The 25,396-nt window shown below is 55.9% G+C and carries 23 protein-coding genes and 1 tRNA gene; 9 read left to right on the plus strand and 15 right to left on the minus strand.

The window, feature by feature from the left end:
* Window position 1: 1 nt before the first annotated feature.
* Window positions 2-673 carry a bifunctional nicotinamidase/pyrazinamidase gene (gene pncA / locus DFP90_RS02010; protein ID WP_425452138.1) on the minus strand — a complete coding sequence of 224 codons (672 nt, stop codon included), beginning with the start codon at window positions 671-673 and terminating at the stop codon, window positions 2-4.
* A 22-nt stretch (window positions 674-695) separates the two neighbouring features.
* A complete protein-coding gene (locus DFP90_RS02015; protein ID WP_115934737.1) occupies window positions 696-3,044 on the minus strand; it encodes a penicillin acylase family protein in 2,349 nt (782 codons plus the stop codon).
* 110 nt (window positions 3,045-3,154) lie between these two features.
* On the opposite strand from DFP90_RS02015, the gene speB reads away from it, so the two are divergent.
* Together speB and DFP90_RS02025 are read left to right on the plus strand one after the other, a co-directional pair.
* Window positions 3,155-4,120, plus strand: coding sequence for an agmatinase (gene speB, locus DFP90_RS02020; protein WP_115934738.1), 966 nt, complete (start codon window positions 3,155-3,157; stop codon window positions 4,118-4,120).
* A gap of 36 nt (window positions 4,121-4,156) precedes the next feature.
* A complete protein-coding gene (locus tag DFP90_RS02025) occupies window positions 4,157-4,504 on the plus strand; it encodes a PilZ domain-containing protein (protein WP_115934739.1) in 348 nt (115 codons plus the stop codon).
* On the opposite strand, the gene DFP90_RS02030 is transcribed toward DFP90_RS02025, so the two are convergent.
* The gene (locus DFP90_RS02030; protein WP_115934740.1) at window positions 4,501-5,463 is read right to left on the minus strand and encodes a helix-turn-helix domain-containing protein; all 963 of its coding nucleotides are present in this window, start codon (window positions 5,461-5,463) and stop codon (window positions 4,501-4,503) included. The two genes, DFP90_RS02025 and DFP90_RS02030, sit on opposite strands and share 4 nt — an antisense overlap.
* Window positions 5,464-5,562: 99 nt before the next feature.
* Between DFP90_RS02030 and DFP90_RS02035 the strand changes: the two genes are divergently transcribed.
* The 3 genes from DFP90_RS02035 to DFP90_RS02045 all read left to right on the plus strand — a co-directional run bounded on the left by DFP90_RS02035 (window position 5,563) and on the right by DFP90_RS02045 (window position 9,481).
* On the plus strand, window positions 5,563-5,961 hold the full coding sequence (locus DFP90_RS02035; RefSeq protein ID WP_115934741.1) for a hypothetical protein: 399 nt from the start codon (window positions 5,563-5,565) through the stop codon (window positions 5,959-5,961).
* 214 nt (window positions 5,962-6,175) lie between these two features.
* The gene (gene fdhF / locus DFP90_RS02040) at window positions 6,176-8,962 is read left to right on the plus strand and encodes a formate dehydrogenase subunit alpha (protein ID WP_115934742.1); all 2,787 of its coding nucleotides are present in this window, start codon (window positions 6,176-6,178) and stop codon (window positions 8,960-8,962) included.
* A gap of 165 nt (window positions 8,963-9,127) precedes the next feature.
* On the plus strand, window positions 9,128-9,481 hold the full coding sequence (locus tag DFP90_RS02045; protein ID WP_115934743.1) for a hypothetical protein: 354 nt from the start codon (window positions 9,128-9,130) through the stop codon (window positions 9,479-9,481).
* Window positions 9,482-9,536: 55 nt separating this feature from the next.
* Here DFP90_RS02045 and DFP90_RS02050 read toward each other — a convergent pair whose 3' ends face one another.
* A complete protein-coding gene (locus DFP90_RS02050; protein ID WP_218044549.1) occupies window positions 9,537-10,622 on the minus strand; it encodes a PLP-dependent cysteine synthase family protein in 1,086 nt (361 codons plus the stop codon).
* Window positions 10,623-10,740: 118 nt separating this feature from the next.
* Window positions 10,741-11,193, minus strand: a complete 453-nt coding sequence (locus DFP90_RS02055; protein WP_181905141.1) for a YHS domain-containing (seleno)protein — start codon at window positions 11,191-11,193, stop codon at window positions 10,741-10,743.
* A gap of 104 nt (window positions 11,194-11,297) precedes the next feature.
* Between DFP90_RS02055 and DFP90_RS02060 the strand changes: the two genes are divergently transcribed.
* Window positions 11,298-11,801, plus strand: coding sequence for a hypothetical protein (locus DFP90_RS02060; RefSeq protein ID WP_115934745.1), 504 nt, complete (start codon window positions 11,298-11,300; stop codon window positions 11,799-11,801).
* Between the two features lie 73 nt (window positions 11,802-11,874).
* Here the strand turns inward: DFP90_RS02060 and DFP90_RS02065 are convergent, their stop codons facing one another.
* Window positions 11,875-13,548 carry a formate--tetrahydrofolate ligase gene (locus DFP90_RS02065; protein WP_115934746.1) on the minus strand — a complete coding sequence of 558 codons (1,674 nt, stop codon included), beginning with the start codon at window positions 13,546-13,548 and terminating at the stop codon, window positions 11,875-11,877.
* 558 nt (window positions 13,549-14,106) lie between these two features.
* Here DFP90_RS02065 and DFP90_RS02070 point away from each other — a divergent pair.
* Together DFP90_RS02070 and DFP90_RS02075 are read left to right on the plus strand one after the other, a co-directional pair.
* Window positions 14,107-15,402, plus strand: a complete 1,296-nt coding sequence (locus tag DFP90_RS02070; RefSeq protein ID WP_245956983.1) for a methyl-accepting chemotaxis protein — start codon at window positions 14,107-14,109, stop codon at window positions 15,400-15,402.
* Window positions 15,403-15,506: 104 nt separating this feature from the next.
* The gene (locus DFP90_RS02075; protein ID WP_115934748.1) at window positions 15,507-16,130 is read left to right on the plus strand and encodes a LysE family translocator; all 624 of its coding nucleotides are present in this window, start codon (window positions 15,507-15,509) and stop codon (window positions 16,128-16,130) included.
* 52 nt (window positions 16,131-16,182) lie between these two features.
* Here DFP90_RS02075 and DFP90_RS02080 read toward each other — a convergent pair whose 3' ends face one another.
* From DFP90_RS02080 to DFP90_RS22755, 6 genes are all read right to left on the minus strand, one after another.
* Window positions 16,183-17,694, minus strand: coding sequence for a DUF1963 domain-containing protein (locus tag DFP90_RS02080; protein ID WP_115934749.1), 1,512 nt, complete (start codon window positions 17,692-17,694; stop codon window positions 16,183-16,185).
* Between the two features lie 39 nt (window positions 17,695-17,733).
* A complete protein-coding gene (locus DFP90_RS02085; RefSeq protein ID WP_115934750.1) occupies window positions 17,734-18,543 on the minus strand; it encodes a crotonase/enoyl-CoA hydratase family protein in 810 nt (269 codons plus the stop codon).
* Between the two features lie 17 nt (window positions 18,544-18,560).
* Window positions 18,561-18,905 (minus strand): arsenate reductase (glutaredoxin), encoded by a 345-nt coding sequence (gene arsC / locus DFP90_RS02090; RefSeq protein ID WP_115934751.1) that lies wholly within the window; start codon window positions 18,903-18,905, stop codon window positions 18,561-18,563.
* 97 nt (window positions 18,906-19,002) lie between these two features.
* A complete protein-coding gene (sthA, locus tag DFP90_RS02095; RefSeq protein WP_115934752.1) occupies window positions 19,003-20,409 on the minus strand; it encodes a Si-specific NAD(P)(+) transhydrogenase in 1,407 nt (468 codons plus the stop codon).
* A 221-nt stretch (window positions 20,410-20,630) separates the two neighbouring features.
* Window positions 20,631-22,304: a thiamine pyrophosphate-binding protein gene (locus DFP90_RS02100; RefSeq protein ID WP_115935488.1), complete on the minus strand. Its 1,674-nt coding sequence runs from the start codon at window positions 22,302-22,304 to the stop codon at window positions 20,631-20,633.
* A 159-nt stretch (window positions 22,305-22,463) separates the two neighbouring features.
* Window positions 22,464-22,799 carry a hypothetical protein gene (locus DFP90_RS22755; protein ID WP_181905143.1) on the minus strand — a complete coding sequence of 112 codons (336 nt, stop codon included), beginning with the start codon at window positions 22,797-22,799 and terminating at the stop codon, window positions 22,464-22,466.
* Between the two features lie 187 nt (window positions 22,800-22,986).
* On the opposite strand from DFP90_RS22755, the gene DFP90_RS02115 reads away from it, so the two are divergent.
* Window positions 22,987-23,679 (plus strand): GntR family transcriptional regulator, encoded by a 693-nt coding sequence (locus DFP90_RS02115; protein WP_115934755.1) that lies wholly within the window; start codon window positions 22,987-22,989, stop codon window positions 23,677-23,679.
* Between the two features lie 113 nt (window positions 23,680-23,792).
* Here the strand turns inward: DFP90_RS02115 and DFP90_RS02120 are convergent.
* The 3 genes from DFP90_RS02120 to DFP90_RS02130 all read right to left on the minus strand — a co-directional run bounded on the left by DFP90_RS02120 (window position 23,793) and on the right by DFP90_RS02130 (window position 25,379).
* Window positions 23,793-23,868, minus strand: a tRNA-Glu gene (locus DFP90_RS02120).
* A gap of 71 nt (window positions 23,869-23,939) precedes the next feature.
* Window positions 23,940-24,971, minus strand: a complete 1,032-nt coding sequence (locus DFP90_RS02125; protein WP_115934756.1) for a threonine aldolase family protein — start codon at window positions 24,969-24,971, stop codon at window positions 23,940-23,942.
* 51 nt (window positions 24,972-25,022) lie between these two features.
* Complete coding sequence (locus tag DFP90_RS02130; protein WP_147300909.1) at window positions 25,023-25,379, minus strand: hypothetical protein; 357 nt, start codon at window positions 25,377-25,379, stop codon at window positions 25,023-25,025.
* Window positions 25,380-25,396 lie beyond the last annotated feature (17 nt).

Here is a 25,396-nt window from a genome sequence, read left to right on the forward strand (position 1 = left end):
TCTAGATTTTGTCAGAATTCGCCCGTTTGATCCCGGCTGCCGCCATAGCCTCCCAGGCGGCATTCAAAGATCCTTCCAGATCAATCGCCCGGCAGGCATCTTCGATAACGGTAACCTCCAGCCCCAATTTCCGCGCATCCATGGCGGAATAGAAGACACAGAAATCCGTCGCCAGTCCGGACAGGAAAACATGTTTCACCCCCCGGTCCCTTACATAGCCCGATAGCCCGGTCGGCGTCTTTTGATCATTTTCAAAAAATGCCGAATAGGAATCGATCCCGCGGCGATAGCCTTTCCGGATAATCATGTTGGCATGCACGGTCTCAAGGTCTGAATGGAAGGCCGCTCCGATACTGTCCTGCACACAATGATCCGGCCATAAAACCTGTGTCCCGTAGTCGAGATCAACTGTTTCAAACGGACCTTTCCCTGAATGGCTGGAGGCAAATGACCGATGCCCGGCCGGATGCCAGTCCTGGGTCAACGCAATATGGGAAAATTCTCTCTGAAGCCCATTGATCACCGGCACCACCGCATTGCCATCCGGAACCGCCAACGCGCCGCCAGGACAGAAATCATTCTGCACATCAATCACCAGCAGCAGGTCTTCTTCACTTCGCGGCAATTGCGCCATATCACGATCCTTAAAACGCTCCATTCGATAGAAAGCCATTCTATTCAGTCACGGGGTCGGATCAATTCCCAGCTTCCGGCAAAAGTGACAGTTTTTCCATCGCCCCTTGACCGAAGGTGACATAAAGCCCGTTATTCCACTCATCCAGAAGGCTCGCAAACCACGGTGATAACGGATGACCGGACTGTCCCCCCGCCAGGGCATAGCGGCTGTTGGCCAGATTACTCAGATCATAAATCGCACGATAGCCGGCCCCATGGACGTGATCATAGGACCGTCTTACACCGCCCCCGCCGGTTTGGCCCCGATCCACGGTTTCATCGCCACCGGCCGTCGCAATTCTCCGCCCGAAAACGCGGTCGGCCACGGGGATATGTTTAAATATGTCGTGATCAAACCGCCCCTGATGCAGATCGCCCCAGCGCCAGTGACGCCAGTCTTCACCCAGCCAGTCCTCCAGATCATCCATTGCGGCCTCCAGCGCCAGATCCGACATGGCGGCGCAATCTTCCCGGTCGTCCGTGGATCCCTTGTCACACCAGGCGCTTTCTTCGCGCATCAGCCTCTCCAGCAGCCGGGGCCGACTGCGCCAGAAACGCCCGAACTCTTCCTCCAATTCATCCGCCAGAATGGTCTGGAGCAACCGCCGCTCCCAAACCGCATAAAGAGCGGCTTCCGGCCTGTCAGCCGCCATCCGGAAATCCCAACCATCCATCAGGCCAACCAGTTCTTCCCGGCCGGACCGGGCCAGGCTTGCCACCAAATGGCCATTCAGCGCCTTGGCCGGCAAAGCAACTACATCATTTTGCAGGGACGCCGAAAGCGCCAGATCTGCCCCCTCCCGCGCGCCTTCAAGAACGCCAACGATTCTGTCCGCCCGATAGGAGGCCGGCCAAACAGCCGTAATAAGATAGGGATAGTCCTTTGGAACCAATCGGTTATTGGCATTCACAATCAGGCCCGACGGCGGATTGATCACCCGCGGCAGCTGATCCTGCGGGATATAGCCATTCCATTGGCTGGCGGGGTTCTCACCTTGAGCAGGATAGGTTCCGTCCCCATTTCTCACCGGAATACGCCCGGGCACAAAAAGCGCAATATTGCCGCGCCGATCCGCGTAGTGGATGTTTTGAATAGGGCTGTGAAACCGGCCCAAGGCCTGCTGAAAGGCAGATAAATCTTTTGCCCGGTTCATGGCCAGCACTGCCGAAACCGTTTCATCATCTTCCAGAAAGCCGGGCCAAACCAGGCGGGCAATCTGATGATCCGGCAAAGCGGCTTTCAATTCATCCAACACATCTGAAATCACCACCGCCCCAGGCATAGACCAGACCGCGTGCCGGACCGGTGCTTCTCCCTTGATGTTGATCACCTCCTCGCGCCGTGTCAGGACCCCGCGTTCCCGTGTGAGCGTGATGCTGTTTGATCCGCGCTCCGGGACCTCTTCAAAAACGATATCCTGAGTATCCGCATGGGTTGTGGTCAAGCCCCAGGCCAAATGGCCATTATGCCCAAGAACATGGATCGGTACCCCCGGCACCGTCACGCCGGTCATTTCCCAATCCGGCGTCTCAAGTCGCGCCAAATACCAGAGAATCGGGGAAGAGAACCGCAAATGGGGATCATTGGCCAGCACCGGCAAGCCGCTCTCCGTGCGGCTGCCATCAAGGATCCAGGCATTGGATGCGCTATGGGATTGCAGGCTTTGCGGTAATTCATCCAACAACCGACGGGCAAAATCGATGGCCGAACGCGCCGCCCCTGTAATTACCGCCGGCTCATCCCGCCCCGGAAACAGGGATTGCAATTCCTGTACGGGCAATTTCCGTGACAGCGCCAGATTCAGCAGCTCTGAACGCCAGTTGTTGGACAATTGAAACGCCATCAATTTCGACCAGACAATGGAATCCGCCAGCTGCCAGGGTTCGGGTTCATGCCCCAGGATCAGAAATTCCGGTGGCAGCACCAACCCATCCTGATCCAGGTAGGCATTCACTCCGGAAGCATAAGCCGATAGTGCCAGTTTGGTCTCGCCACTGACACCGCTTGCCTGCCGTTCGGCCAAAGCATAGAACCCCATGGTTCGCATAAAGCGATCCATGCCCAGCGTCTCACCGCCAATGATCTCGGAAAGCCGCCCGGCACCGACCCGCCGGGTCATTTCCATCTGCCACAACCGATCCTGCGCATGAACGAATCCCAGCGCAAAATAGGCGTCCCGACTATTTCCCGACCGGATGGTTGGCACACCATTTTCATCCCGCGCAACCGTGACCGGCCCCTGCAAACCGGCAAGGGTTATTTCACCTACCGACTTCGGCAAGCTCAGCCAGGCAACACCAAAGCCGGCACCGCCCGCCAGCAGGATGGCAAAAAGCAGGAAGAGAAAGAAACGTTTAACCCATTTCATGTCACACTGGCCCCTGTTGTGTTTTTCACCAGATCGGATATTGTGATCACAAAATACTACGGCTGTATGACAGCTTTCTGTTTCGGTGATGACTATAACGGATAAAGACCATGAGTGTGGAAGACTATCTGAACCACGGTGACCAGGCCTTCCGGAAGGAAGAACTATATGGGCGGGATCGGGAACTGACCTATGCTGGCGCGCAAAGTTTCTTGCGCCGCAAATACACCCGTGACCTCACCGGTGTGGATGTGGCCGTTACCGGCATTCCGCTGGATCTTGCCACCACCTACCGGCCCGGTGCCCGGCAGGGCCCGCAGGCGGTACGGGCCGGTTCCGTGCAATTGGCGGAACTGGATGCCTTCCCTTTTGGCTTTGATCCGTTCGATTATCTGGCCGTGGTGGATTACGGCGATTGTTATTTCGACCATGGTTTCCAGCATGAAATTCCCGATGCCATCACCAACCATGTCCGCCAGATTTTGGACAGTGGCGCCAGCAGCCTTTGCATCGGGGGGGATCATTTTGTCACCTATCCGATCCTCCGGGCCTATGTTGAAAAACACGGGCCACTGAGTCTCATTCATTTCGATGCCCATGCCGATACCTGGCCAGACGACGGCCAGCCAATGAATCACGGCACTATGTTCACGCGCGCCGTAAAGGAAGGGTTGGTGATTCCGGAAAATTCCGTGCAAATCGGCATCCGCACCATTGCCGATGATGTCGGATTCAACATCCTGCATGCCCCCTGGGTCCACGAAAATGGGGTGCAGGCCGTCCTGGACCGGGTTTCCGAAATTGTTGGCGATCGCAAGGCCTATCTGACCTTTGATATTGATTGCCTGGACCCCGCCTATGCGCCCGGAACCGGCACACCGGTGGCGGGCGGTCTGACTTCGCATCAGGCGTTGAGCATTGTGCGCGGGTTCGGCGACCTAAATCTGGTCGGCATGGATATTGTCGAGGTTGCACCGGCCTATGACCATGCGGAAATCACCGCCATTGCCGCTGCAACACTGGCTCATGATTATCTCTGTTTGCAGGCTGATAAAAAGCGAAAGGAAAAAAGCTGAGAGACAAATATTCCTTTTCAATCTACTGTTTTTGTCATGACTGACAGGGACAACAGAAACACCCCGCCGCGGCGCGACACGCCGCGGCATATGGCTTCTTTCCAAGCCATGGTGGAAACCGTGGATGGCGGCCATGTCTGCACAGTGGTCAATCTTTCCAGGGATGGCGCCATGGTAAAAGGTGCCATTGACAATGAAGCCGGCAGCCTCGTCATCATTGATATTCCCAAAATCGGACGCCTGAAGGCTATGGTGGCCTGGAATGACGGGGAAACATTCGGCCTGTCATTTGATTTCAAACGGTCACCCAGCCCGATTGCACCAGAAAACGTTGAGGAAACCGTGCGCGAACTGCCTCCACAAAGCGACCGCAGAAAGAATTAGCGCCAAAGGACGGAAAAATAGTCCCCGGGGCTCATCGCGCTCATCCGTTTGAAATCCCGCGCCATATGATGGCGATCACTAAAACCTGCCTCAAAAGCGATTTCTTCCTGGCATTCCATGCCGCCCGCCATGAAAGAGCATGCCGCACGAAACCGGAATCCTCTGGCAAGATCGCGCCACGTAACGCCCGATAACGACAATTCCCTTGAGAGGCTTCGCGCCGATCGCCCTGCCGCCGTGGCAATCTGCTCAAGGGAAATATGCCCACCCAAAGCGGCCTCGCTTTTCATCAGCGCGTACCAATGATCTTCCAGACGCTTTACGAGACGTCCATTTTGAGCGAGATACCCCAGGCTCTGCCCGGTCACATGCTGGGCGATGCCGCGTGGGGCGGAATATTCAAAACACCAGAGGCTGCCCGTATCCGCCATATCAATTTGATCCACAGCTCCTTCCCTGCGCCAAACAGCCATCCGCCCGCCTGTTTCCGGCATCTGCCAGACCGTTTCAATCGGCCAGCCATGGCGGTTCAGTAATCCCAACGTCGCCGCGGCAAGTATCGGCGGTCCCAGGGGGGAACCAGATGCCTGAACAGAGGCGGCCGGCAACAAATAGAAACAATTTTCCCCGCGCCGAATCAAGTCCCGGGGCAGCCGGCGGCCATGCATCTCCAGCATTCCGTGCCAGCGATTAATGAAGGCCTTGTCATCCGGCGCATGGAGAAGCGCAAAGGACATGGGTTCAAAGGCCGGCAATACCGCAAGCCTATATGCCTCGCGAAACAAACGGTCCGGTCCATGCACCTCACAAAAGCGCATAAGGCGAATGATCGGATCATCTGCTTGTTCGCCTTCCTCATCCCGAGGACTGGCCATACCACTCAGCCGTCCGCTCAGTTCCTCAAGCCAGACGGCCCAGAAGCGGGTATAAAGCTCTCCCAGCGGATATTCCTCGCCCATCCCCCTCCCCTGTTGTTTTTGGCGTCAATATTCACAGGCCAACCGAGCTTAGCGCGATAGCATGCGCAAGCGAAGTGATAACAGGAGCTTGAATAAAAAATGTCAAAACTGAAAACCGGTTTTCGGGCAGGGGCCATCGCGTTCGGTATGCTGGCCCTTTCCAGTGGCTTTGCCGCGGCAAATGACTTCATGAATGCCAAAGAGATCCAGACCCTGATGGCCGGAAATTCCATCTCCGGCGTGCATAAAGGCACCCCTTATAAACAAAATAACCACGCCGATGGCATAGCGGTCGTCTGGATGAAGGGGGACAAGGTGCGCAACATTCCCTGGCATGTGAATGACAAGGATCAATATTGCGAGGATTGGGGCGAATGGGGCGTTATCTGCTTCAATTTCATGAAGCTGCCCGACGACAAAATCAAGTCGGTGCGCACTGACGGTGTCGAAGGTGTTGCCAACTGGCATAAAGGGTTCATTGACCTCAATCACGAATAATAATCCCTTTGCTCGCGGTGCAGAGCAGTCCGGGTCGCCTTTGATGAAAGGGCGGCCCGGTTCTTATTCCCAGGTGCCGCAAAAAGGGGCGCATCCGACGCTTTTGAGGTATAGTGGGTTGGCCCGTCTCTATATGGTGCGAGGCTAAATGGACCTATCTGTCCAACGGCACAAATCAAGAAGAAGCGTCAAAGCTTTAAGGGAATAGAGGATCATGTCGGTCGCGCAGGAAAAAGCAGTCACTTTCACCCTGGATGGCAAGCAGGTTGAGGCCCAGCCGGGCGAATCCATCTGGCAGGTCGCCACCCGCATTGGTACCGAGATCCCGCATCTCTGCCATTCGCCGGAACCGGGCTATCGGTCCGACGGTAACTGCCGGGCCTGTATGGTCGAGGTGGAGGGTGAACGCACCCTGACCGCCTCATGCGTACGCACCCCGGCCGAGGGCATGGTGGTCAATACAGCCTCCGAGCGCGCGAAAAAATCCCGCCAGATGGTGTTTGAGCTCCTAATGGCTGACCAGCCAAAACGAGAAGAAGCCCATGACGCCGATTCCCGTTTCTGGAAATGGTCCACCGATATTGGCATTGAAGACAGCCGTTTCCCGGCCAAGGAAACACCCCTACTGGATGCCAGCCATCCGGCCATGCGGGTCAATCTCGATGCTTGTATCAACTGTAACCTCTGCGTGCGCGCCTGCCGCGAAGTCCAAGTTAATGACGTGATCGGCATGGCCGGACGCGGTGCCAATTCCAAGATTGTCTTCGACATGGACGATCCCATGGGCGAGAGCACCTGTGTCGCCTGCGGTGAATGTGTCCAGGCCTGCCCGACAGGAGCTTTGATGCCGACCACCATGGTTGACGAAGAACAGGTCTATAAAGGCAAGCCGGACAAGATCATCAATTCCAGTTGTCCGTTCTGTGGTGTCGGCTGCCTGACCGAGATCCATGTCAAAGACAATAAGATCATGCAGGTCAAAGGCCGCAACGGCCCCGCCAACCAGAACCGGCTTTGTGTCAAAGGCCGCTTTGGTATGGATTACGCAACCCATGAAGGCCGCCTGACCAAACCGCTGATCCGTAAGGAAGGCGTTGAAAAACGCTGGGATGACGAGGTTGATCCCAACAACCCCTTCACCCATTTCCGCGAAGCCACCTGGGAAGAGGCGCTTGAAAAAACCGCTGAGGGCTTCAAAAAAGCACTCGCGGAAAAAGGCCCGAAAGGGCTTAGTGGTTTCGGTTCCGCCAAAGGCTCCAACGAAGAAGCCTATCTGTTCCAGAAATTGGTGCGTGCCGGTTTCGGCACCAACAATGTGGATCACTGCACCCGTCTGTGTCACGCCTCATCCGTGGCGGCCCTGATCGAGGGCATCAGCTCAGGTGCTGTTTCCGCACCGTTCCGTGCGGCGGAAGAATCCGATTGCATCATCATGATCGGCTGTCGCCCGAACTGGAACCACCCTGTTGCAGCTTCCTATTTCAAACAGGCGGCCAAACGCGGCGCAAAACTGATCATCATGGATCCGCGCGGCCAGAATATGGCGCGCCATGCCTGGAAGCATCTTCAGTTCAAGCCGGGCGCGGATGTCCCCATGCTCAATGCCATGATCCATACCATCATCGAAGAAGGCCTGACTGATGAGCAATTCATCCAGGCCCGCGTAGATGATTACGAAGAGCTGAAAGCCAAGGTGAAGGAATTCAGCCCGGAGAAAATGGCCGATGCCTGCGGTATTGATGCACAAACCCTGCGCGAGGTTGCAAGGGCCTATGCCAAGGCTGACAAATCCATCATTTTCTGGGGCATGGGTGTTTCCCAGCATGTTCACGGTACCGACAATGCACGTTGCCTGATTGCGCTGTCCCTGATCACCGGCCAGGTCGGCCGCACCGGCACCGGCCTGCATCCCCTGCGTGGCCAGAACAATGTCCAGGGCGCATCCGATGTCGGCCTGATCCCAATGTTCTATCCGGACTATAAATCGGTCGAAAACCCGGAGATTCACGCGAAATACGAGGAATTTTGGGGTGCCAAGCTGGATAACAAGCGTGGCCTGACCGTCGTGGAGATCATGAATGCCATCATCGCCGACGAAATCCAAGCCATGTATATCATGGGTGAAAACCCTGCCATGTCTGACCCGGATGTGCATCATGCCAGATCCGCGCTGGCCAAACTGGATCATCTGGTGGTCCAGGATATCTTCATGACCGAAACCGCCTTCCATGCGGATGTGGTGCTGCCCGCCAGCGCCTTCCAGGAAAAATGGGGCACCTTCTCCAACACCGACCGTAAGGTGCAGATGGTCCGTCCGGCCCTTGATATGCCGGGTGATGCCCGCCAGGATTGGTGGATCATCCAGGAGATTGCCAAACGGATCGGCCTGGATTGGTCCTATAGCCATCCGAAAGATGTGTTTGGCGAAATGACCCAGGTAATGGATAGCATCAAAGGCATGACCTGGGAGCGGGTGGATCGCGAAGATTCCATCACCTATCCCTGCACCAGCCCGGAAGACCCCGGCCAGCCTTACGTCTTTATTGACGACTTCCCGACCCCGACCGGCCGTGCCCGCCTGGTGCCGACCGACCTGGTGCCGCCGGCGGAAACCCCGGATGCGGAGTATCCGATGGTCTTGACCACCGGTCGCCTGCTGGAACATTGGCATACCGGTTCCATGACAAGACGTTCTGCGGTTCTCGATTCCATTGAGCCGGAAGCGGTTGCCCATCTGCATCCGAAATACCTGGCGGAGCTTGGTATCCAGCCCGGCGAGTTTGTCGATGTGCATACCCGCCGTGGATCGATCCATGTGAAGGCGCGTGCGGACCGGGATGTATCGGAAGGCATGGTCTTCATCCCCTTCTGCTTTGCCGAAGGCCCGGCCAATATGCTGACCAACCCGCAGTTGGATCCTTTCGGGAAGATCCCGGAATTCAAATATTGCGCCGCCAAGGTGGAGAAATCCCCGAAACAGGCGCCGATGGCGGCGGAGTAAGCCATCCCTAACAGATTGAAGAAGGCGGCCCGTTTAGCGGCCGCCTTCTTTGCTTTCAAACAATCGTTTTCACTTGCCGCCCGGTCAATCCTGGCAGTAAGGAATATATATGATGGGCCAAGGCCCGCTCTGTTTCAGTTACTTACTTTCTGGAAGGTTCCCTTGATGAAACAAATCCTGTTTGCCGCCGCTTTCTTGGCCATGCCCCTTGGCATGATGCAGCCGGCCAGTGCCGAAAAATTGGCCTGTGATGAATTGTTGGAAGTGGTGGACGCGCTTGATGCGATTGCTGACGCGCTGGACGCCGGTGCCGATGTGGATGCCGGGGATGACGAGATGCTGCTGGATCTGACCGTGATTCTGGAAGATATCGCCAATGCCGAAGGCGATAGCAGCCTGATCGGCGCTTCCAATGCCATGAATGAGGCCTGGGTCAATAATGACCGGGATGCCTTCATCAATGCCAGCGACCGGATCGCCAACACACTGGAAAATCTGCGGATCCGCGACTGCGAATAATCGGGATCAATCCGGATTAAGAAAGGGCGCCATGCGGTGCCCTTTTTTTTAAATCTCAATCGTCCCAGCCGCCATCGCGGTAAAAATGTTCCAGCCTGTCCAGATGCGGTTTCAAATCAAATCCGTTCCCGCTCAGCCATTCTTCATTGTAATATGTGTGCAGATAGCGGTCACCCGGATCACAGATCAGCGAAACCACCGACCCTGCCTGTCCCGCCGCTTTCATTTCCGCCATCAGCTTAAACGCCCCGATCAGGTTTGTGCCCGTCGAGCCGCCACATTTCCGCCCGATCAGCTTTTCCAGGAAATGGATCGCCGCATAGCTGGCCGCATCCTCCACCTGGATCATCCGGTCAATCACCTCCGGCTGGAATGAAGGTTCAACCCGGGGGCGCCCGATACCTTCAATCCGCGAGCCCTCGTCCCCGGTCAGGGTCTTATCCCCCGTGACATAAGCATCGAAAAAGACGGAATTTTCCGGATCAACCACACAAAGGCGGCTATCCAACTGGCAATAGCGGATATAGCGCCCGATCGTGGCCGAGGTACCGCCGGTGCCCGCCCCACAGACGATCCAATCCGGTACCGGATATTCTTCCGCTTCCATCTGATCAAACAGGGATTGCGCGATATTGTTATTGCCGCGCCAATCCGTGGCACGCTCGGCATAGGTGAACTGGTCCATGAAATGGCCGCCGGTTTCCTGGGCCAAGCGGTTGGAAACCTCGTAAATCGATTTCGGATCATCCACCAGATGACATTTGCCGTCGTAAAACTCGATCTGGGCGATCTTCTCCGGCGATGTGGTTTTCGGCATAACCGCAATGAACGGCAGTTTCAAAAGCCTGGCGAAATAAGCCTCCGACACCGCAGTTGATCCGGAGGATGCTTCAATGACCGTGGTTTTGGGACCGATCCAGCCATTGCAGATCCCATAAAGAAACAGTGAGCGGGCCAGGCGATGTTTCAGGGAACCCGTCAGATGGGTTGATTCATCCTTGAGATAAAGCGAGATATCCGGCGTGCCCGGCACTTCCACACGCAGCAAATGGGTATCCGCCGAACGGTTGAAATCCGCCTCGATGCGCCGAACAGCCTCTTGAACCCAATCCCGGTTCACGCAAATGGTCTTATCCGTCATGTTCCCTCATCCCCGAAACAAGCCTATTTCACAGTTGGCAACTGGCTTATCTCATCAAGGCATCACGGGCAAGCCATTGAACATGTTTTGAGCGTGAATATGTCTCAAAATATTGTCTTCATTCAATTTTTCCGTTTTGAATGAAGGCTTTCCAATGTCGGTCTGCCGCCTGGATCTGGGCCTCAATGCCGGTTTGTTCCCATCGGTTCCGGCCTGCCTCATGACCAAAGAGATAAAGCTTGCCATCTTGGATCAGCCAGACGTGAGGGTCTGTATCGCTCAAACGACCCAAACTCATCTGGTTGGAACAATAGCCGCCATATTGCGGGGCAAAGGCTTCGGGATTAGCCGCAAACAGATTTCGATCCGCTTCTCTGGCAAAAAGCCAAACAGCACCTTTCCATTCGAATGAAATGCGCTCATCCCCGCTTTGCGCTTTTCCCTGACTGAAATAGGCGGTGCTGTCATAGCCTTTCAGCGCCAAATCGTTGAAATAGCCGGTATTGATTTCATCCGCTGCCATGAGCGGTTTCACCACGCAGAAATGCAGCGATGCTCCAATAAGCAGCATCCACAGCCTTTTACGCCAATCCTGCCCGATGAATTCCATATTTTCGACCCATTCTTCTTAGACTCTCTCCCTGCACTAGATGACAGCAAGAGAGGCATTCAACTGTGAAACAGGTTGCCGCCGCCGGCCAAACCAGGCAACCCATTCCCTGGGTCTACCTAATCATTTATTCGTTATTCCTGGCCGGTTTCTATAAGCTGCCAACCGTTGAAAGCATGGCACAGGTCCATACCACCAGCCTGTTGCTGGATTTGTTCAAGTCGGGCTATCACTTCATTCACCTCGCTCCAGCCGGATATCTGTTGATACGTGCTGTTACATCCCTGACAGATCACAGCGCTGCCGGAAAATGCCTCGAGGCCATCCGCGGCCTGATCCTTCTGGCGACCGCCCTTCTCTTCCCCCTATTTCTCTTGTCCGAAACGTTTGCCGGCCCGGCGACAGATGTGATGTTGATCCAGTATTTCTGTGCCTTGTCGCTGGCGGCGGGACTGCCCCCTCAGGTCGGCAAGAACCATTGGATGCGCGGCTATATTACCCTGTCCTTTCCCGTAATCGCCACAGGCTGGTCACTGGGTTCCCGGATTGTGATGATGATGCAGCCTTAGTCTGTCCCATAGGAAAACGGGCCGCACAATCGTGCGGCCCGTTCCCTAACATGCTGTTGCCAGAGATCTGTTCTTAGAACAGGCCCTGGACCAGGCCTTCGTCATCCAGGTGGATGGAGTTGGCCGCCGGCACACGCGGCAGACCCGGCATGGTCATGATCTCGCCGCAGATTGCGACGATGAAACCAGCACCGGCAGAGAGGCGAACCTCACGGACCGGAACCACATGACCGGTCGGCGCGCCACGCAGGTTCGGGTCGGTGGAGAAGCTGTACTGGGTTTTAGCCATGCAAACCGGCAGGTTGCCATAGCCGTCTTTTTCCCACTGATGCAGCTGGTCACGAACCTTCTTGTCAGCGATCGCTTCGTCCGCACCATAGATGTTGCGGGCGATGGTGTTGATTTTGTCGAACAGCGGCATGTCGTCTTCGTAAAGGGTGCGGAACTGAGCGCCGCCGCCTTCAACGATTTCAACAACCTTGTTCGCCAGGTCGATGGTGCCTTTGGACCCTTCGGCCCAGTGGTTGCACTCGATCGCCTCAACACCGAACTGCTCGGTATATTCCTTGACCGCTGCCAGCTCGGCATCGGTATCCAGGGTGAAGCGGTTGATACCAACAACAGCCGGAACGCCGAACTGGCCAACGTTGCGGATGTGACGGCCCAGGTTCTCGAGGCCCTTCTTAACAGCTTCGACATTTTCAGCAGCCAGGTCGTCTTTCGCGACACCGCCGTGCATTTTCAGCGCGCGCACGGTGGCGACGATAACAACGGCTTTCGGGTCGAGGCCAGCCTTGCGGCATTTGATGTCGAAGAATTTCTCAGCACCCAGATCGGCACCGAAACCAGCTTCAGTCACGACATAGTCACCCAGTTTCAGGGCGGCACGGGTGGCGGAAACGGTGTTACAGCCATGGGCGATGTTCGCGAACGGACCGCCATGGATGAAGGCCGGGTTGTTTTCCAGGGTCTGGACCAGGTTCGGCATCAGGGCGTCTTTGAGCAGAACGGTCATCGGGCCCTGGGCCTTCAGGTCGCGAGCGTAAATGGCTTCACGGCTGCGGGTGTAACCAACAACGATGTTGCCCAGGCGCTCTTCCAGGTCTTTCAGATCCTTGGACAGGCAGAAGATCGCCATCACTTCGGAAGCAACGGTGATGTCAAAACCGGTCTGACGCGGGAAACCGTTGGAAACGCCGCCCAGAGAGCAGACAATGTCACGAAGCGCGCGGTCGTTCATGTCAACCACACGGCGCCATGCAACACGGCGCTCGTCAAAGCCCAGCTCGTTACCCCAGTAAATGTGGTTGTCGATCAGGGCGCTCAGCAGGTTATGAGCGGCACCGATCGCGTGGAAATCGCCGGTGAAATGCAGGTTGATGTCTTCCATCGGGACAACCTGGGCATAACCGCCACCAGCAGCGCCGCCTTTAACACCAAAGCACGGACCCAGGCTCGGCTCACGCAGCGCCATAACGGCTTTTTTGCCGATGGCGTTAAGGCCGTCACCCAGACCAACGGTGGTGGTGGTCTTGCCTTCACCAGCCGGGGTCGGAGACAGGGCGGTCACCAGGATCAGGTTGCCGTCTTTCCGGTCTTCCAGGGAATCCAGATAATCAAAGCTAACCTTCGCTTTGTCCGGGCCGTACTGACGCAGCGCATCAGCCGGAATGTCCAGTTTGGCACCAACTTCGGTAATCGGCTTTACGTCCGCTTCCCGCGCAATATCGATATCGGATTTTGCCATTTTCGGCTCCTCTATGCTCTCCGACGCTTCACACAATCCAGCCGTTTACCCCACGAAAACCCGCAGGCCTCAGCCGGTATTCTCATTTGGCTGCACGCTAACGGAAGAGACGGTAGAGGTGATCTTCCCACGCGACTTTTTCTGCTTGGATCACGACACAGGCAACATTTTTTCGTGCGCTAATGTTGCGCCAGCGCCCTCTCCGGGCCGGGTGGAAAATTTCCTGTCGCAATTAAACAAATATTGATTTGTGTCAGGGACATATGGATCAGGCCCCTCTTATATGCCTAGATGCTAGAACAGACATCAAAGGCGTTTACAATGGATCCACCAAAATTCGCTTTTGCTGCACTATCTGCATGGCCGAATATATCACATCGATAAAAACGATAATATAGAAACTAAAACAGGTGGTTAGGAGATGTTGCTTTCCCGTGCTGTGGTTTTGCCACTTGCCGGAGTTATGATATGTCCCCGCAAAAGACCGCCCCTTCCATGCGCCAGCCGGAAAGGGGACCCTCCCCACGTCCTCCTCTGCCGGAGGGACCGGTGACCAAAATGAACATGCATGGCAAATCACTGCTGTGCCTGCTTGCTGTAATCCTTTTGCTTGTTGGCATCGCGATCCAGTCCGCCGTTCAACAGGACTGGATGGCAATCGGGCTCTCCTCTGCCGCCCTATCCGTGCTTTCCCTTTACGGCTTCAGCAACCATCAAGCCTGCCATGCTCTGGAGAAACTCTCCGAGCCACTCAATCGCGCCACCCAAGGCGAATTGGGGGAACGGGTTCTCTTCACCAAGCGCGCGGGCCAATACCAATCGGTCTTGGATAACCTGAACAGTCTATTGGATACGATTGAAGCCTATGCCCGCGAATCCGCCGCAGCCCTGGAATATGCCAGCCGTGACCAGTATTTCCGCAAGATTCAACTGCGTGGCATGCCGGGTGATTTTGCCACCTATTCCGAAATCGTCAATCACGGGCTTGAGAGTATGGACCGCAAATCCCGGGAATTTTCCCAGTCCGCCGCATCGGTCGGTGCCAATATTCTGAAATTGGTCGAATCGGTCTCCTCCACCGCCACACAGCTGCAAGCCTCCGCCGGGGAACTGACCGCGGTCGCCAGCCAGACAAGCAGCCAGTCATGCACGGTTTCCAAGGCCGCCAATTCCGCTTCAGGTAATGTCAATGATGTTGCCGATGCCGCCGAGGCCCTTTCCAACTCCATGGGAACAGTCACCACCAGCCTGGATGAGGCCGCCATGCGCGCCTCCCGCGCCGCCGACCAGGCCCGGCAGACCGAAGCCACCATCGACAGCCTGTCCGGCGCCTCGGCCAAGATCGGCGAGGTCGTCCAGATGATCAATGATATTGCCGAACAAACCAATCTGCTGGCGCTCAATGCCACCATTGAGGCAGCGCGCGCCGGCGACGCGGGCAAGGGGTTTGCCGTGGTCGCCAGCGAGGTGAAGGGCCTTGCCGGGCAAACCGCCCGGGCGACAGAAGAGATCGTCACCCAGATCAGCAGCATGCAAACAGTCACGCGAGAAGCCATCAACGCCATGCATGCCATCGCCGAAACCATCCATGATGTCGACACCACCAATGCCCGGATCGCCCAAACTGTGCGAGAACAGCATGGCACCGTTACTGAAATCAGCCGCAATATCGGCCAGGTTGCCCGCGGGGTGAAAACAGTGGCCAATTCCATAAATGACGTGGCGGAAGGAACCGACAGCACTGGGTCGGCCGTGGAACAGATCACCCAGGCCGCAGGAGAACTGTCACAACGCACATCCGGCCTGCAAAGTGATATCGGTGCTTTTGTGCGTCAATTCTCAGCTTCTGGCTGATTATTGAGTTTTGTTCAAAAATTCTAAGCGATTATGCACCATTCCCGACGGTGTGGAACCAATCCTATAGTCTGCCTCCCTTGGACACAGACCGGATGGCCCCCATGCCCGTTGAAAGTTGGTTATTATTTGTCGTGATAACTTTGGTTCCCGTGGTTAGCCCCGGCCCCGCGATCATGCTTGCCATTTCCAACGCGCTGCGCTTTGGCACCAAAGCCGCCCTGATCTCCGGTGCCGGAAACGCAACTGGTGTCTTCCTGTTGGGCTATGCGGTCACGTCCGGCCTTGGCGCACTTATGGCAACCTCCGCCATCGCCTTCACGGTGGTAAAGCTGATTGGGGCAGCTTACTTGCTGTATCTCGGTATCAAGGTTTTGCGGGACCGCTCCGCTTTCCGGATCGAGGATAATCCCGTGGCCGCCCGAAATTCCGGTATCCGCCTGTTTGGCACCGCCTTGATTGTCTCCCTAACCAATCCGAAAGCCGTCTTCCTGATCGCAGCCCTGTTCCCGCAATTCATCAACACGCAAGCGTCCGTCTTCCTGCAGATCAGCATCCTGAGCGCCACTTTTGCCGGGCTCTGTTTCCTCAACCATGCCTTCCTGGCGGTGTTCGGCGGGCGCATGCGCCGTTATCTGCAATCGGAAAAGATCATGAACCGGGTGCGGCGCGGCCTTGGCGGCACCTTCATCGCCTTTGGCGCGGCGCTCGCGGGTTTCACCCGTTAGTCCATACAGGCACTTTACCGGTCGCGATTATCATCTGACGAAAAACCTTGCTTCAGCTGGAAATCAAGATCAGCTCAACATCGTCAAACCGGCCCTGCTCCAGATCATCGGCGGCAATCCAGAATTGCAGCACACAATCCCCCAGTTCATCGCTCAAAAAACTATCCCGCCCTGCCAGTTGCAACAAAAGGATTTTCTCTAGAATGGCTGAGTCTTGACCACTGGTGCCATAACCGCCGAACTGAAGAGTGTAATCTGACACCCCAACCTCTGCATAATGAGCTTCCGTCTGCTGCCGAAGCGCCTGATTAAGATCATCAGTCCTTTCTGCCGACCAGGGCGCCCAAAGATCTTTTCCCGGCACCATCGAGATCCCGGCTTTCGGCAAGCACTGCTCCGCTACAGGCAGAGATTTCAATGCCGCAATTTCATGCCACATCAGGTCTGTATTGACCGCAACCATCGGATCACGCTCAACCGCGTCTGCCAGATATGCTGATTGCGGTGTAAACAGGACACTCGCCGCCAGATATTTTTCGGTATCCGCACGATAAAATTCCGGCTTGGCTTCATTGAGGTCATGCGGAATCATTCCCGCATCAAAGACAATATTGTCGAGAAAAAAGAACAGGACACCATCTCGTGGAACATTCAGGCCCGCAACAGTTGGAAAACCGGTTAAATCCAGTTGGGCCAGAAAGGGTTTCGCCTTACCGCTTTGCACATCTATAGGCCACTCCATCCCTTCCGGCAGTTGTGGCTTGCCACCGAGATAGGAGGTTTCTTTAGATCCCTCACCCTTTTCCAGAAAATAGATGCAATCACGTGTAAACTTCGCCGTGTACTCCTGAACCTGTTGCTTCAAGAGTTGGGGGGCGACGGGCTTGGATCTCTCTTCCAGATATTTTTTCTCGTCAAAAAGCTCCCTTGTTTCGGGCACCAACTGATAGCGGGATGCAAAAACCCATGTGCCCATTTCCTGACGGTATTTTTTCACAGAGAAATAAAGAGCAGCCCCTGTTATCGCCAGGAATACATTCACTCCCAGTTGCAAATAAGCATAGAGCTGATAAGAGCCAGCCGTGAGAATGCCCTGAGAATCAACACCGGATAATGCTGCCATATTTTCCCGCCATTCCATGACGTAGACTGCAATAACAGCGAGTGGCATCAAGGCGAAGCTGGTGGCGAACCGGCGATTGTTTTCAAGCATCCGCAACCAGGCATAACGATAGGGAAACGAATGGCGTTTTTTTTTCATCGGCCCGAGGGCATTTCGCGTTATCCGGAAATTATGCCAATCAATTCCAACAATCAGCATCACACACAATGCTGCAGATAAAATCATAATCGCAACCAATAGGTGGGGCCGGCTCCCCCCGATCACAAATGCTCCGAAAAAACAGGTTATAGCCAGTGACAAAAGGCTTTTTCGAGCGCCAGAGAAACTGTTTTGCACTTTCTGGCCTTCTTGACCATTGAGCGCATAGCCCTGAGCGAGAAAACCGAAGGGATAATAGGCAAATCCGGCATATCGATAGCTCATCATCTTGGGCGTGCGCATAAGGTCACTTTCTTAGCAATGTCCGTTTTGGAAGAAGGTTCAGCGCCCTTCAAATTGCCCAGGCCGCTTATCAAAAAATGCCCGGATCGCCTCGTCATGATCCCTTGTGTGGTGGGCGATGGCCTGATAGGCGGCGCACATTTCCAGATGCGGCTCCAGCCTTGTGAACTGGCCCTCGCGCATCAGTTTCTTGGTGAGCTTCACTGCGACCGGCGCGTTGGCGGCGATCTTGGCGGCTACCGATTTTGCTTCCGTGAGCAGGTCCTCCGACGGCACGATCCGGCCGATCAGGCCGGTTTCCACAGCCTTTTCCGCATTGACCGACTCACCCGTCAGCAGCATTTCCGCCGCATTGGCCTGGCCGATGATCCGGGGCAGGAACCAGGCTGCACCGTCACCCGGCGCGATGCCGATCTTCACGAAAGGCGCGCCAAAGGTGGCTTCCGGCGATCCGATCCGGATATCGCACATGCAGACCAGATCTAGCGCCGCACCAAAGGCAGGGCCGTTGACGGCGGCAATGGTCGGTACATCAAGATGATAGAAGGCGGGCGGCACGCGCAAAATGCCATGGCGGTAGGCCTCGCGGATCTCCGCCGGGGTGCCGGCAAACATATCGGTTTTATCCCGCATATGTTTGACATTGCCGCCAGCGGAAAAGGCGCGCCCCGCCCCGGTCAAGATCACGGCGCGCACCTCCGGGTTTTCCCGGATCTCATCAATCCGGGCCAAAAAGGCCTCGATCATGTCCGGTTCGGAAAAGGCATTCAGCTCTTCCGGGCGGTTAAGCGTCAGGGTGGCGACGCCTTCTTCAATCTCACAAAGAACCAGGTCGGAACCATCTGACATGATCAAGATCCTCCCGCTTACAGAATTTCGAGGACCGATTCCGGCGGGCGGCCAATTTTCGCCTTGCCGTTGGCCAGGACAATCGGACGTTCGATCAGGATCGGATTGTCGGCCATGGCCTGGATGAGCGCCTGATCATCATCCACATCCTTGAGCCCCATTTCCTTGTAGACCGCTTCGCCCTTGCGCATCATCTCACGCGGGGCAACGCCCAGCTTAGCGGCAATATCTTTAATCTCGGCCATGCTCGGCGCGGCTTTCAGATATTCGACAATCTCGGGAGTGACGCCTTTTTCCACCAACAGCGCCAGGGTCTGGCGAGATTTGGAACAGCGCGGATTATGCAGGATTTTGACGGACATGGACGGCCCCTGTTTCTGAAATGATCGTTCAGAAAGATTTAGCCGCCCTGCCCCATGACTTCAATATGCCAATCGCCGATATCCCCATCTGTGATGGTCAATCGCTGCCCAGCGGCGGCATCCGATTCCAGGCATCCAAGGCGGCCACCTTGTAAGCTTCCGCCAGGGTCGGATAGTTGAAGGTATTTTCCACAAAGTATTCCATGGTGCCTTTCAGGTTCAATACCGCCTGGCCGATATGGATCAGTTCGGTCGCACCCTCACCCACAATATGACAGCCCAGCAGACGCCTGGTCTTCATGGAAAAGATCAGCTTCATCATGCCATCTTCCAGGCCCATGATCTGGCCCCTGGAGGTTTCGCGGAACCGGCAGATCCCACATTCATAAGCGATACCGCGTTCCTGGACCTCTTCCTCGCTCATGCCGCAGGTGGACATTTCCGGCACGCTGTAGATGCCATAGGGGAAATATTCCGGCGCGTCATAGACATCGTCGCGCTCAAAAGCGTGGAAAGCGGCGATGCGCCCCTGCTCCATGGAGGTGGAGGCCAGGCTTGGGAAGCCGATCACATCGCCCGCGGCATAGATATGGTCCACCTCTGTCTGGAAAGTATCCTTGTCCCGGATGGTCAACCGACCGCGATGATCGCTGGACAGGCCCGCCTTATCCAAGTTCAGGCTGCCGGTATTGCCCATGCGCCCGGCCGCAAACAGCACCATGTCACATCGGATGACCCGCTTGTTTTCCAACTCGACAAAACAGGTATTCCCCTCGCGGGAGACTTTGGTCACTTTCTGGCCAAAGCGCAGGTTCATGCCCCGGTCCCGCAATTGATGGGTAAAATCCTCGATCAATTCCCGGTCGACAAAATCCAGCATGGAATTGCGCGGTTCCACCAGGGTGACATTCACATCGAGCGCACTGAAAATTGTGGCATATTCGACCCCGATCACGCCCGCACCAATGACACAAAGCGACTTCGGCACGTCATCGATATCCAGGATCTCATCGCTATCCAACACGCGCTCACCGTCAAACGGGATATATTCCGGGCGGAACGGATGCGTTCCGGTCGCGATCAGGACGCGATGGGCCTTATATTGCTGTTTTTCACCATCAGAGGCCTCAACTTCCACCACATGGGGATCAACAAAACTGGCGCAGCCATAGGTGATATGCACCTTGTTGCGGTTAAACTGATGCTCCAGCGTGTCCACTTCCTGACTGAGCGTAAGGTCCATCCGCTGTTTCAGATCAGCGGCGGTGATCTCTTCCTTCACCCGGTAGGACCGACCGTAAAAAGCACGTTCCCGCCAGCCGGAAAGGTTCAATACGGTCTCGCGCAAAGTCTTGGACGGGATGGTGCCGGTATGAACCGTGACACCGCCAACGGCCTTGTGTTTTTCCACCACATAGACGTTTTTGCCCCATTTGGCGGCCTGGATTGCCGCCCGTTTTCCGGCCGGCCCGCTGCCAATCACAAGCAGATCGCACTCAATCATCTGACTTTATCCCTAAGCACCTTATGCCGGTACGACATCCCGCCCGGCAATTCCGCAGTTTCCCACAGGATACCTGCCAAGACCTTAACAGGCCTTTTTCTTTTTTTGATGAGCCGGTATCCAACTGCATACAACCTAACGAAAACGGCCCCCTTTTGGGAGGCCGTTATAAGGCGAATGCATGTCTATTTGCGACATTCGATATATCAAACAGAAATAGATTACCGTCCCTTCGCAACCGCCCTGATTTCGCTCAGACTCGCATTCGGTGTTAGCGCCTCCGGATCCACCCGGATCTCGATCAGAGCCGGTTTTCCAGAAGCCTGGGCACGCTCGAAAGCGAGAGCAAACTGATCGGTGGCAGTGACCAGTTCGCCATGGGCGCCATAGGCCTTGGCCAGCGCGCAGAAATCAGGGTTTTTCAGCTGGGTACCGCTTATCCGTTCGGGATATTCCCGTTCCTGATGCATGCGGATCGTGCCGAACATGCCATTATTCACCACGATGAAAATAACCGGCAGGTCATATTGCACAGCCGTCGCCAGTTCCTGGCCATGCATCATATAGCAACCGTCACCGGCCAGCGCGACCACGGTGCGGTCAGGATGCACATGCTTGGCCGCGATGGCCGCCGGCACACCATAACCCATGGAACCGCTGGTCGGGGCCAACTGGGTCCGGTAGCTGCGATATTGATAAAAGCGGTGCAGCCAGATGGCATAATTTCCAGCCCCGTTACACAGGATCGAATCCTCGTCCAGATGGGCGCGCAGCCAGAGCATCACCTCGCCCATCTGGACATCACCCGGCACCTTGGCCGGGACACAATGATCCTGATAATCCCGGTGGCCCTCGGCCGTGCTATCGGACCAGGCATCGCTGGCCACCCGCTCGAGGGCTGCCGCCGCCTTCGCAAAAGACCTGGGATCCGCATGGATCGCCAAACTTGCCGCATAGACCCTGTTCAGCTCGGACGCATCCGCGTGTATATGCACCAGTTTCTGTTGCGGCACCGGGATATCCAGCAAGCTGTAGCCGCTGGTGGTCATTTCGCCCAGCCTGGCCCCCGCGACGATCAGGAGATCCGCCTCCTTCACCCGCTGAGCCAGTTTCGGATTCACGCCGATCCCCACATGGCCGACATAACAGGGATGGAGATTGTCAAAATAATCCTGGCAGCGGAAAGAAGCACCGGTCGCAAGATGGTTGGCTTGTGCAAAGGCCATAATGTCGCGGCAGGCATCCGCGTTCCAACCGCCACCGCCGACAATCATCATCGGCCGCCTAGCTTGGGAGAGCATCTCGCGCAATTCCGCCATCCGTTCCATCGGCGGCGCGCTATCGATCCGGCGGTAACCCGGTGCATCCATACAGGTCGCATAATCAGTCAGCATGTCTTCCGGCAGGGCCAGCACCACCGGTCCCGGTCGCCCCGAGGTCGCGGTATGGAAGGCCCGGTTCAGATATTCCGGAATACGCGCGGCATCATCGATCTGGGCGATCCATTTGGCCATCTGGCCGAACATACGCCGGTAATCGATCTCCTGAAAGGCCTCGCGCTCGACCATATCGCGCCCGACCTGCCCGATCAGCAGGATCATCGGCGTGGAATCCTGATAGGCGATATGCACGCCCGCGCTGGCATTGGTGGCGCCTGGTCCTCTGGTCACCATACAAATGCCGGGTTCCCCGGTCAGTTTGCCATAGGCATCGGCCATCATCGCAGCCCCACCTTCCTGGCGGCAGATCACATAATCAATGTCGGTGTCATGCAGCGCATCCAGCACCGCCAGATAGCTTTCCCCCGGCACGCCAAATGCCGTTTTCACCCCATTTGCCTTCAACGCATCGACAAGAATTTCCCCGCCGGCACGACGCTGCAGATTTGCTGACATGCTGATCGCCATTCGTTGTTTTTATCCAGTTTTCAGGGGGTTATTTTTTAAGTTTTACCACACCCCAGCCTGGATTATGAACGGCTCCACCGCCACTTCAAGTGCGGTTTGCGCATGAAGTCACAACGAAGCGTTCCAGATACAATCCGTGAAACCGGATCAGGCGACCTCGGCATCCGGGGTCATATTCTGCTTTTCCAGCAGCAGAATATCGGGAACACCAAGGCGTTCCGCCATTTCATTATATTCGTCAATCTTAGCCTGCGCATCCCGATGCAGCGATTTCAAATAGGCCATGGGACTGCGTAATTCCCAATGTTCTGGCGACCAGATCAACCGGCCTTTTTCATGCATATGGCGCAGATACTTCGGCGAGGCCCAAACCTCACCCGCATCTTTGGATTCATGATAGAACCACAGACCTTCTTCATCCGCTTTTTGAAACATCGGCTCAAGGGCGGCGAGAATCGCTTGATTCTGGACGAGTTTGCTCATGAAGGCGGCCTCCCGTTATTTGGTTATCGTCAAATGGGATTATCCGCCGAAAATGTTCGCCCGTAAATGAATCTCACGTTTTTTCTTGATGCAAAGCGGTTTACGCACCCCTTTGTGATCACATAATATAAAGGCTCGCGTTCCCGGTGCTTAGGGTGGGACGCCTATCAAAGTAGGGAGACAGCGGATGCCATCATTGGCGGAATCCATTTCATTGATCAGTGGGGACAGACCTGACCATCTAACCTTGCAGGAACAGGTTTACCAAAGGATCCGCCTGGACATCATGACCGGGAAATTTATTCCCGGGAAATCCGTTACCATACGCGGCCTGGCGGAAACGCTGGGCACCAGCCCGATGCCGGTGCGTGAGGCGCTGCGCCGTCTGGTGGCGGAACGCGCGCTGCAACTGCTGCCCAACCGCCGGGTCTCAGTGCCAGCCATGACCATTGAGAAATACAGCGAACTAACCGCCGCGCGCGTGGCGTTGGAACCGCTGGCCGCGGAGCGTGCCCTTCCCCACATGGATGACGCGATGGTGGCCAAGCTCACCCGGCTGGATGCAGAAGTGGATGAAGGCATCCGCCTGGGCGATGTGGAACTGTATCTTTCCAAGAACCTGGAATTTCATTTCACCATGTATCGATGCGGGGAATCCCAGGTCATCATGCCAATGATTGAAAGCCTGTGGCTGCAGATGGTGCCGTTCCTCTATCTCGCCATGAAACGCAAGGGGCTTGGTGCGATCGTCGACCAGCATCAAGAGGCCCTAAGCGCGATCCGCAACCGCGATGCCGCCGCCCTGGCACAAAGCATCCGGCTCGATATTCTTGACGGCGTCAACCGCATGCCCGAGTCCGAATTCGTCGAAGAGTCTTAAACATGCTTTTCAAGAGGCTGGCCGGTCTGGCAAAAGCCACCGGCCACGCGATATTTGGACACAAAAAAACCGCCTTGCGGCGGTTTCTTTTTTGGGTTCCAGTCAGACTGGAATGGCGTCCCCTACGGGATTCGAACCCGTGTTGCCGCCGTGAAAGGGCGGTGTCCTAGGCCTCTAGACGAAGGGGACGCAGTGCCCTTCAGGCAGGCGGGTTTGTACTGGCTCCCCCGCCCCCTTGCAAGTCCTATTTTTCAATTTTTTTACTTTTTTCCGACCGCTGCGGCCAGAAGGGCGGAAACATGGGATTTTTCCGTGCTCCAGGCTGTGACAAAGCGGTAGCAGTCCGGCCCGCCCAGCGGCCAGTCATAAAATTCAAAGCCTTGCGCGCGGAGATTTTTGAAAATTGATTCCGGCAGACGGACAAAAACTTCGTTCGCCTGGACCTGATGAACAAGATCCACGCCATCCAACTGCGCCAGGCCGTTTCCAAGCTCACTCGCCATCTGATTGGCGTGACCGGCATTGCGCAGCCACAAATCATCACTCAGATAAGCCTCCAGTTGAGCGGAAAGAAAACGCATTTTGGAAAAAAGATGCCCGCCGCGTTTACGCCGGAAATGCATTTCCTGCTCGCGACTGCGGTCAAACAGAATCACCGCTTCCGCGCCCAGCGCCCCATTCTTGGTCGCCCCGAAAGACAGAATATCTACGCCTGCACGCCAGGTGATGTCGGCCGGTGCACAGTCAAGCCCGACCAGCGCATTGGCAAAACGCGCGCCATCCATATGAAGCGAGAGCTCAAATCGGTCGCAAACAGCCTTCATCGCTTTGACCTCATCAACCGTGTAGGCCAGCCCATATTCAGTTGCCTGCGTCAGGGACATACAAGCGGGCTGCACATGGTGGGCAACACCGCGCCAGTCCCAGTCCAGTGCCGCTGTCACGGCATCGGGTGTCAGCTTGGCCCCAGCCCCTGCCAGACCAATCAGCTTGGCCCCGTGGGTGAAAAATTCCGGCGCGCCGCATTCATCCACATTAATATGGCTTTCCTCGTGACAGATCACCGCCCCATGGGGCGGGGTCAGCAGGGACAGCGAGAGCACATTGGCAGCCGTACCGGTGGCAACGGGAAAAATCGCCAGATCCGTCTCAAAGATCTCGCAGAGTTTTAAGCGCACCCTTTCAGTGACATCGTCGGCACCGTAGGGCATTTGCAGCCCCTGGTTAACCTTGGCCAGATGTTCGATGACTTCCGGATTGGCCGGCGTGGCATTGTCTGAACAGAAATTCATTCTCGGCTATTCCCTTGAAACTAACCTGGCAACATTGGTTGCCCGAAAACCTTATGGCTGGGCCTGCAATGTCAGCACACCGCGCTTTTTCCCGGCTTCCATATCAAAGACCAAGATGGCTTCGCCATCCGCGGACTGATACCGGACCAGCAAAAGCGCACCAGACACATGGGTGGACAGGACCCTGCTGCCCGCCGGCAATTTTTCCGTCACATCTCCGAAATGGCCGCCTGGCCCGGAAACCTGAACTGACGGCGTGGGAATATCGCCCGCTTCCTGCATCACCACGGCAGGGGTCTCTTCCTCCCCCATCCGGTTGAATTTCTTGACCATCAAAATGGCGAGCGCCGTGGTCCCGGCCACGATCAGAACCCCCATGAAGATAACCAGCGCCTTAAGTCCTTGCATTGCTTACACCTGACTTG

The organism is Aestuariispira insulae, from assembly GCF_003385955.1.
Taxonomy (GTDB): domain Bacteria; phylum Pseudomonadota; class Alphaproteobacteria; order UBA8366; family Aestuariispiraceae; genus Aestuariispira; species Aestuariispira insulae.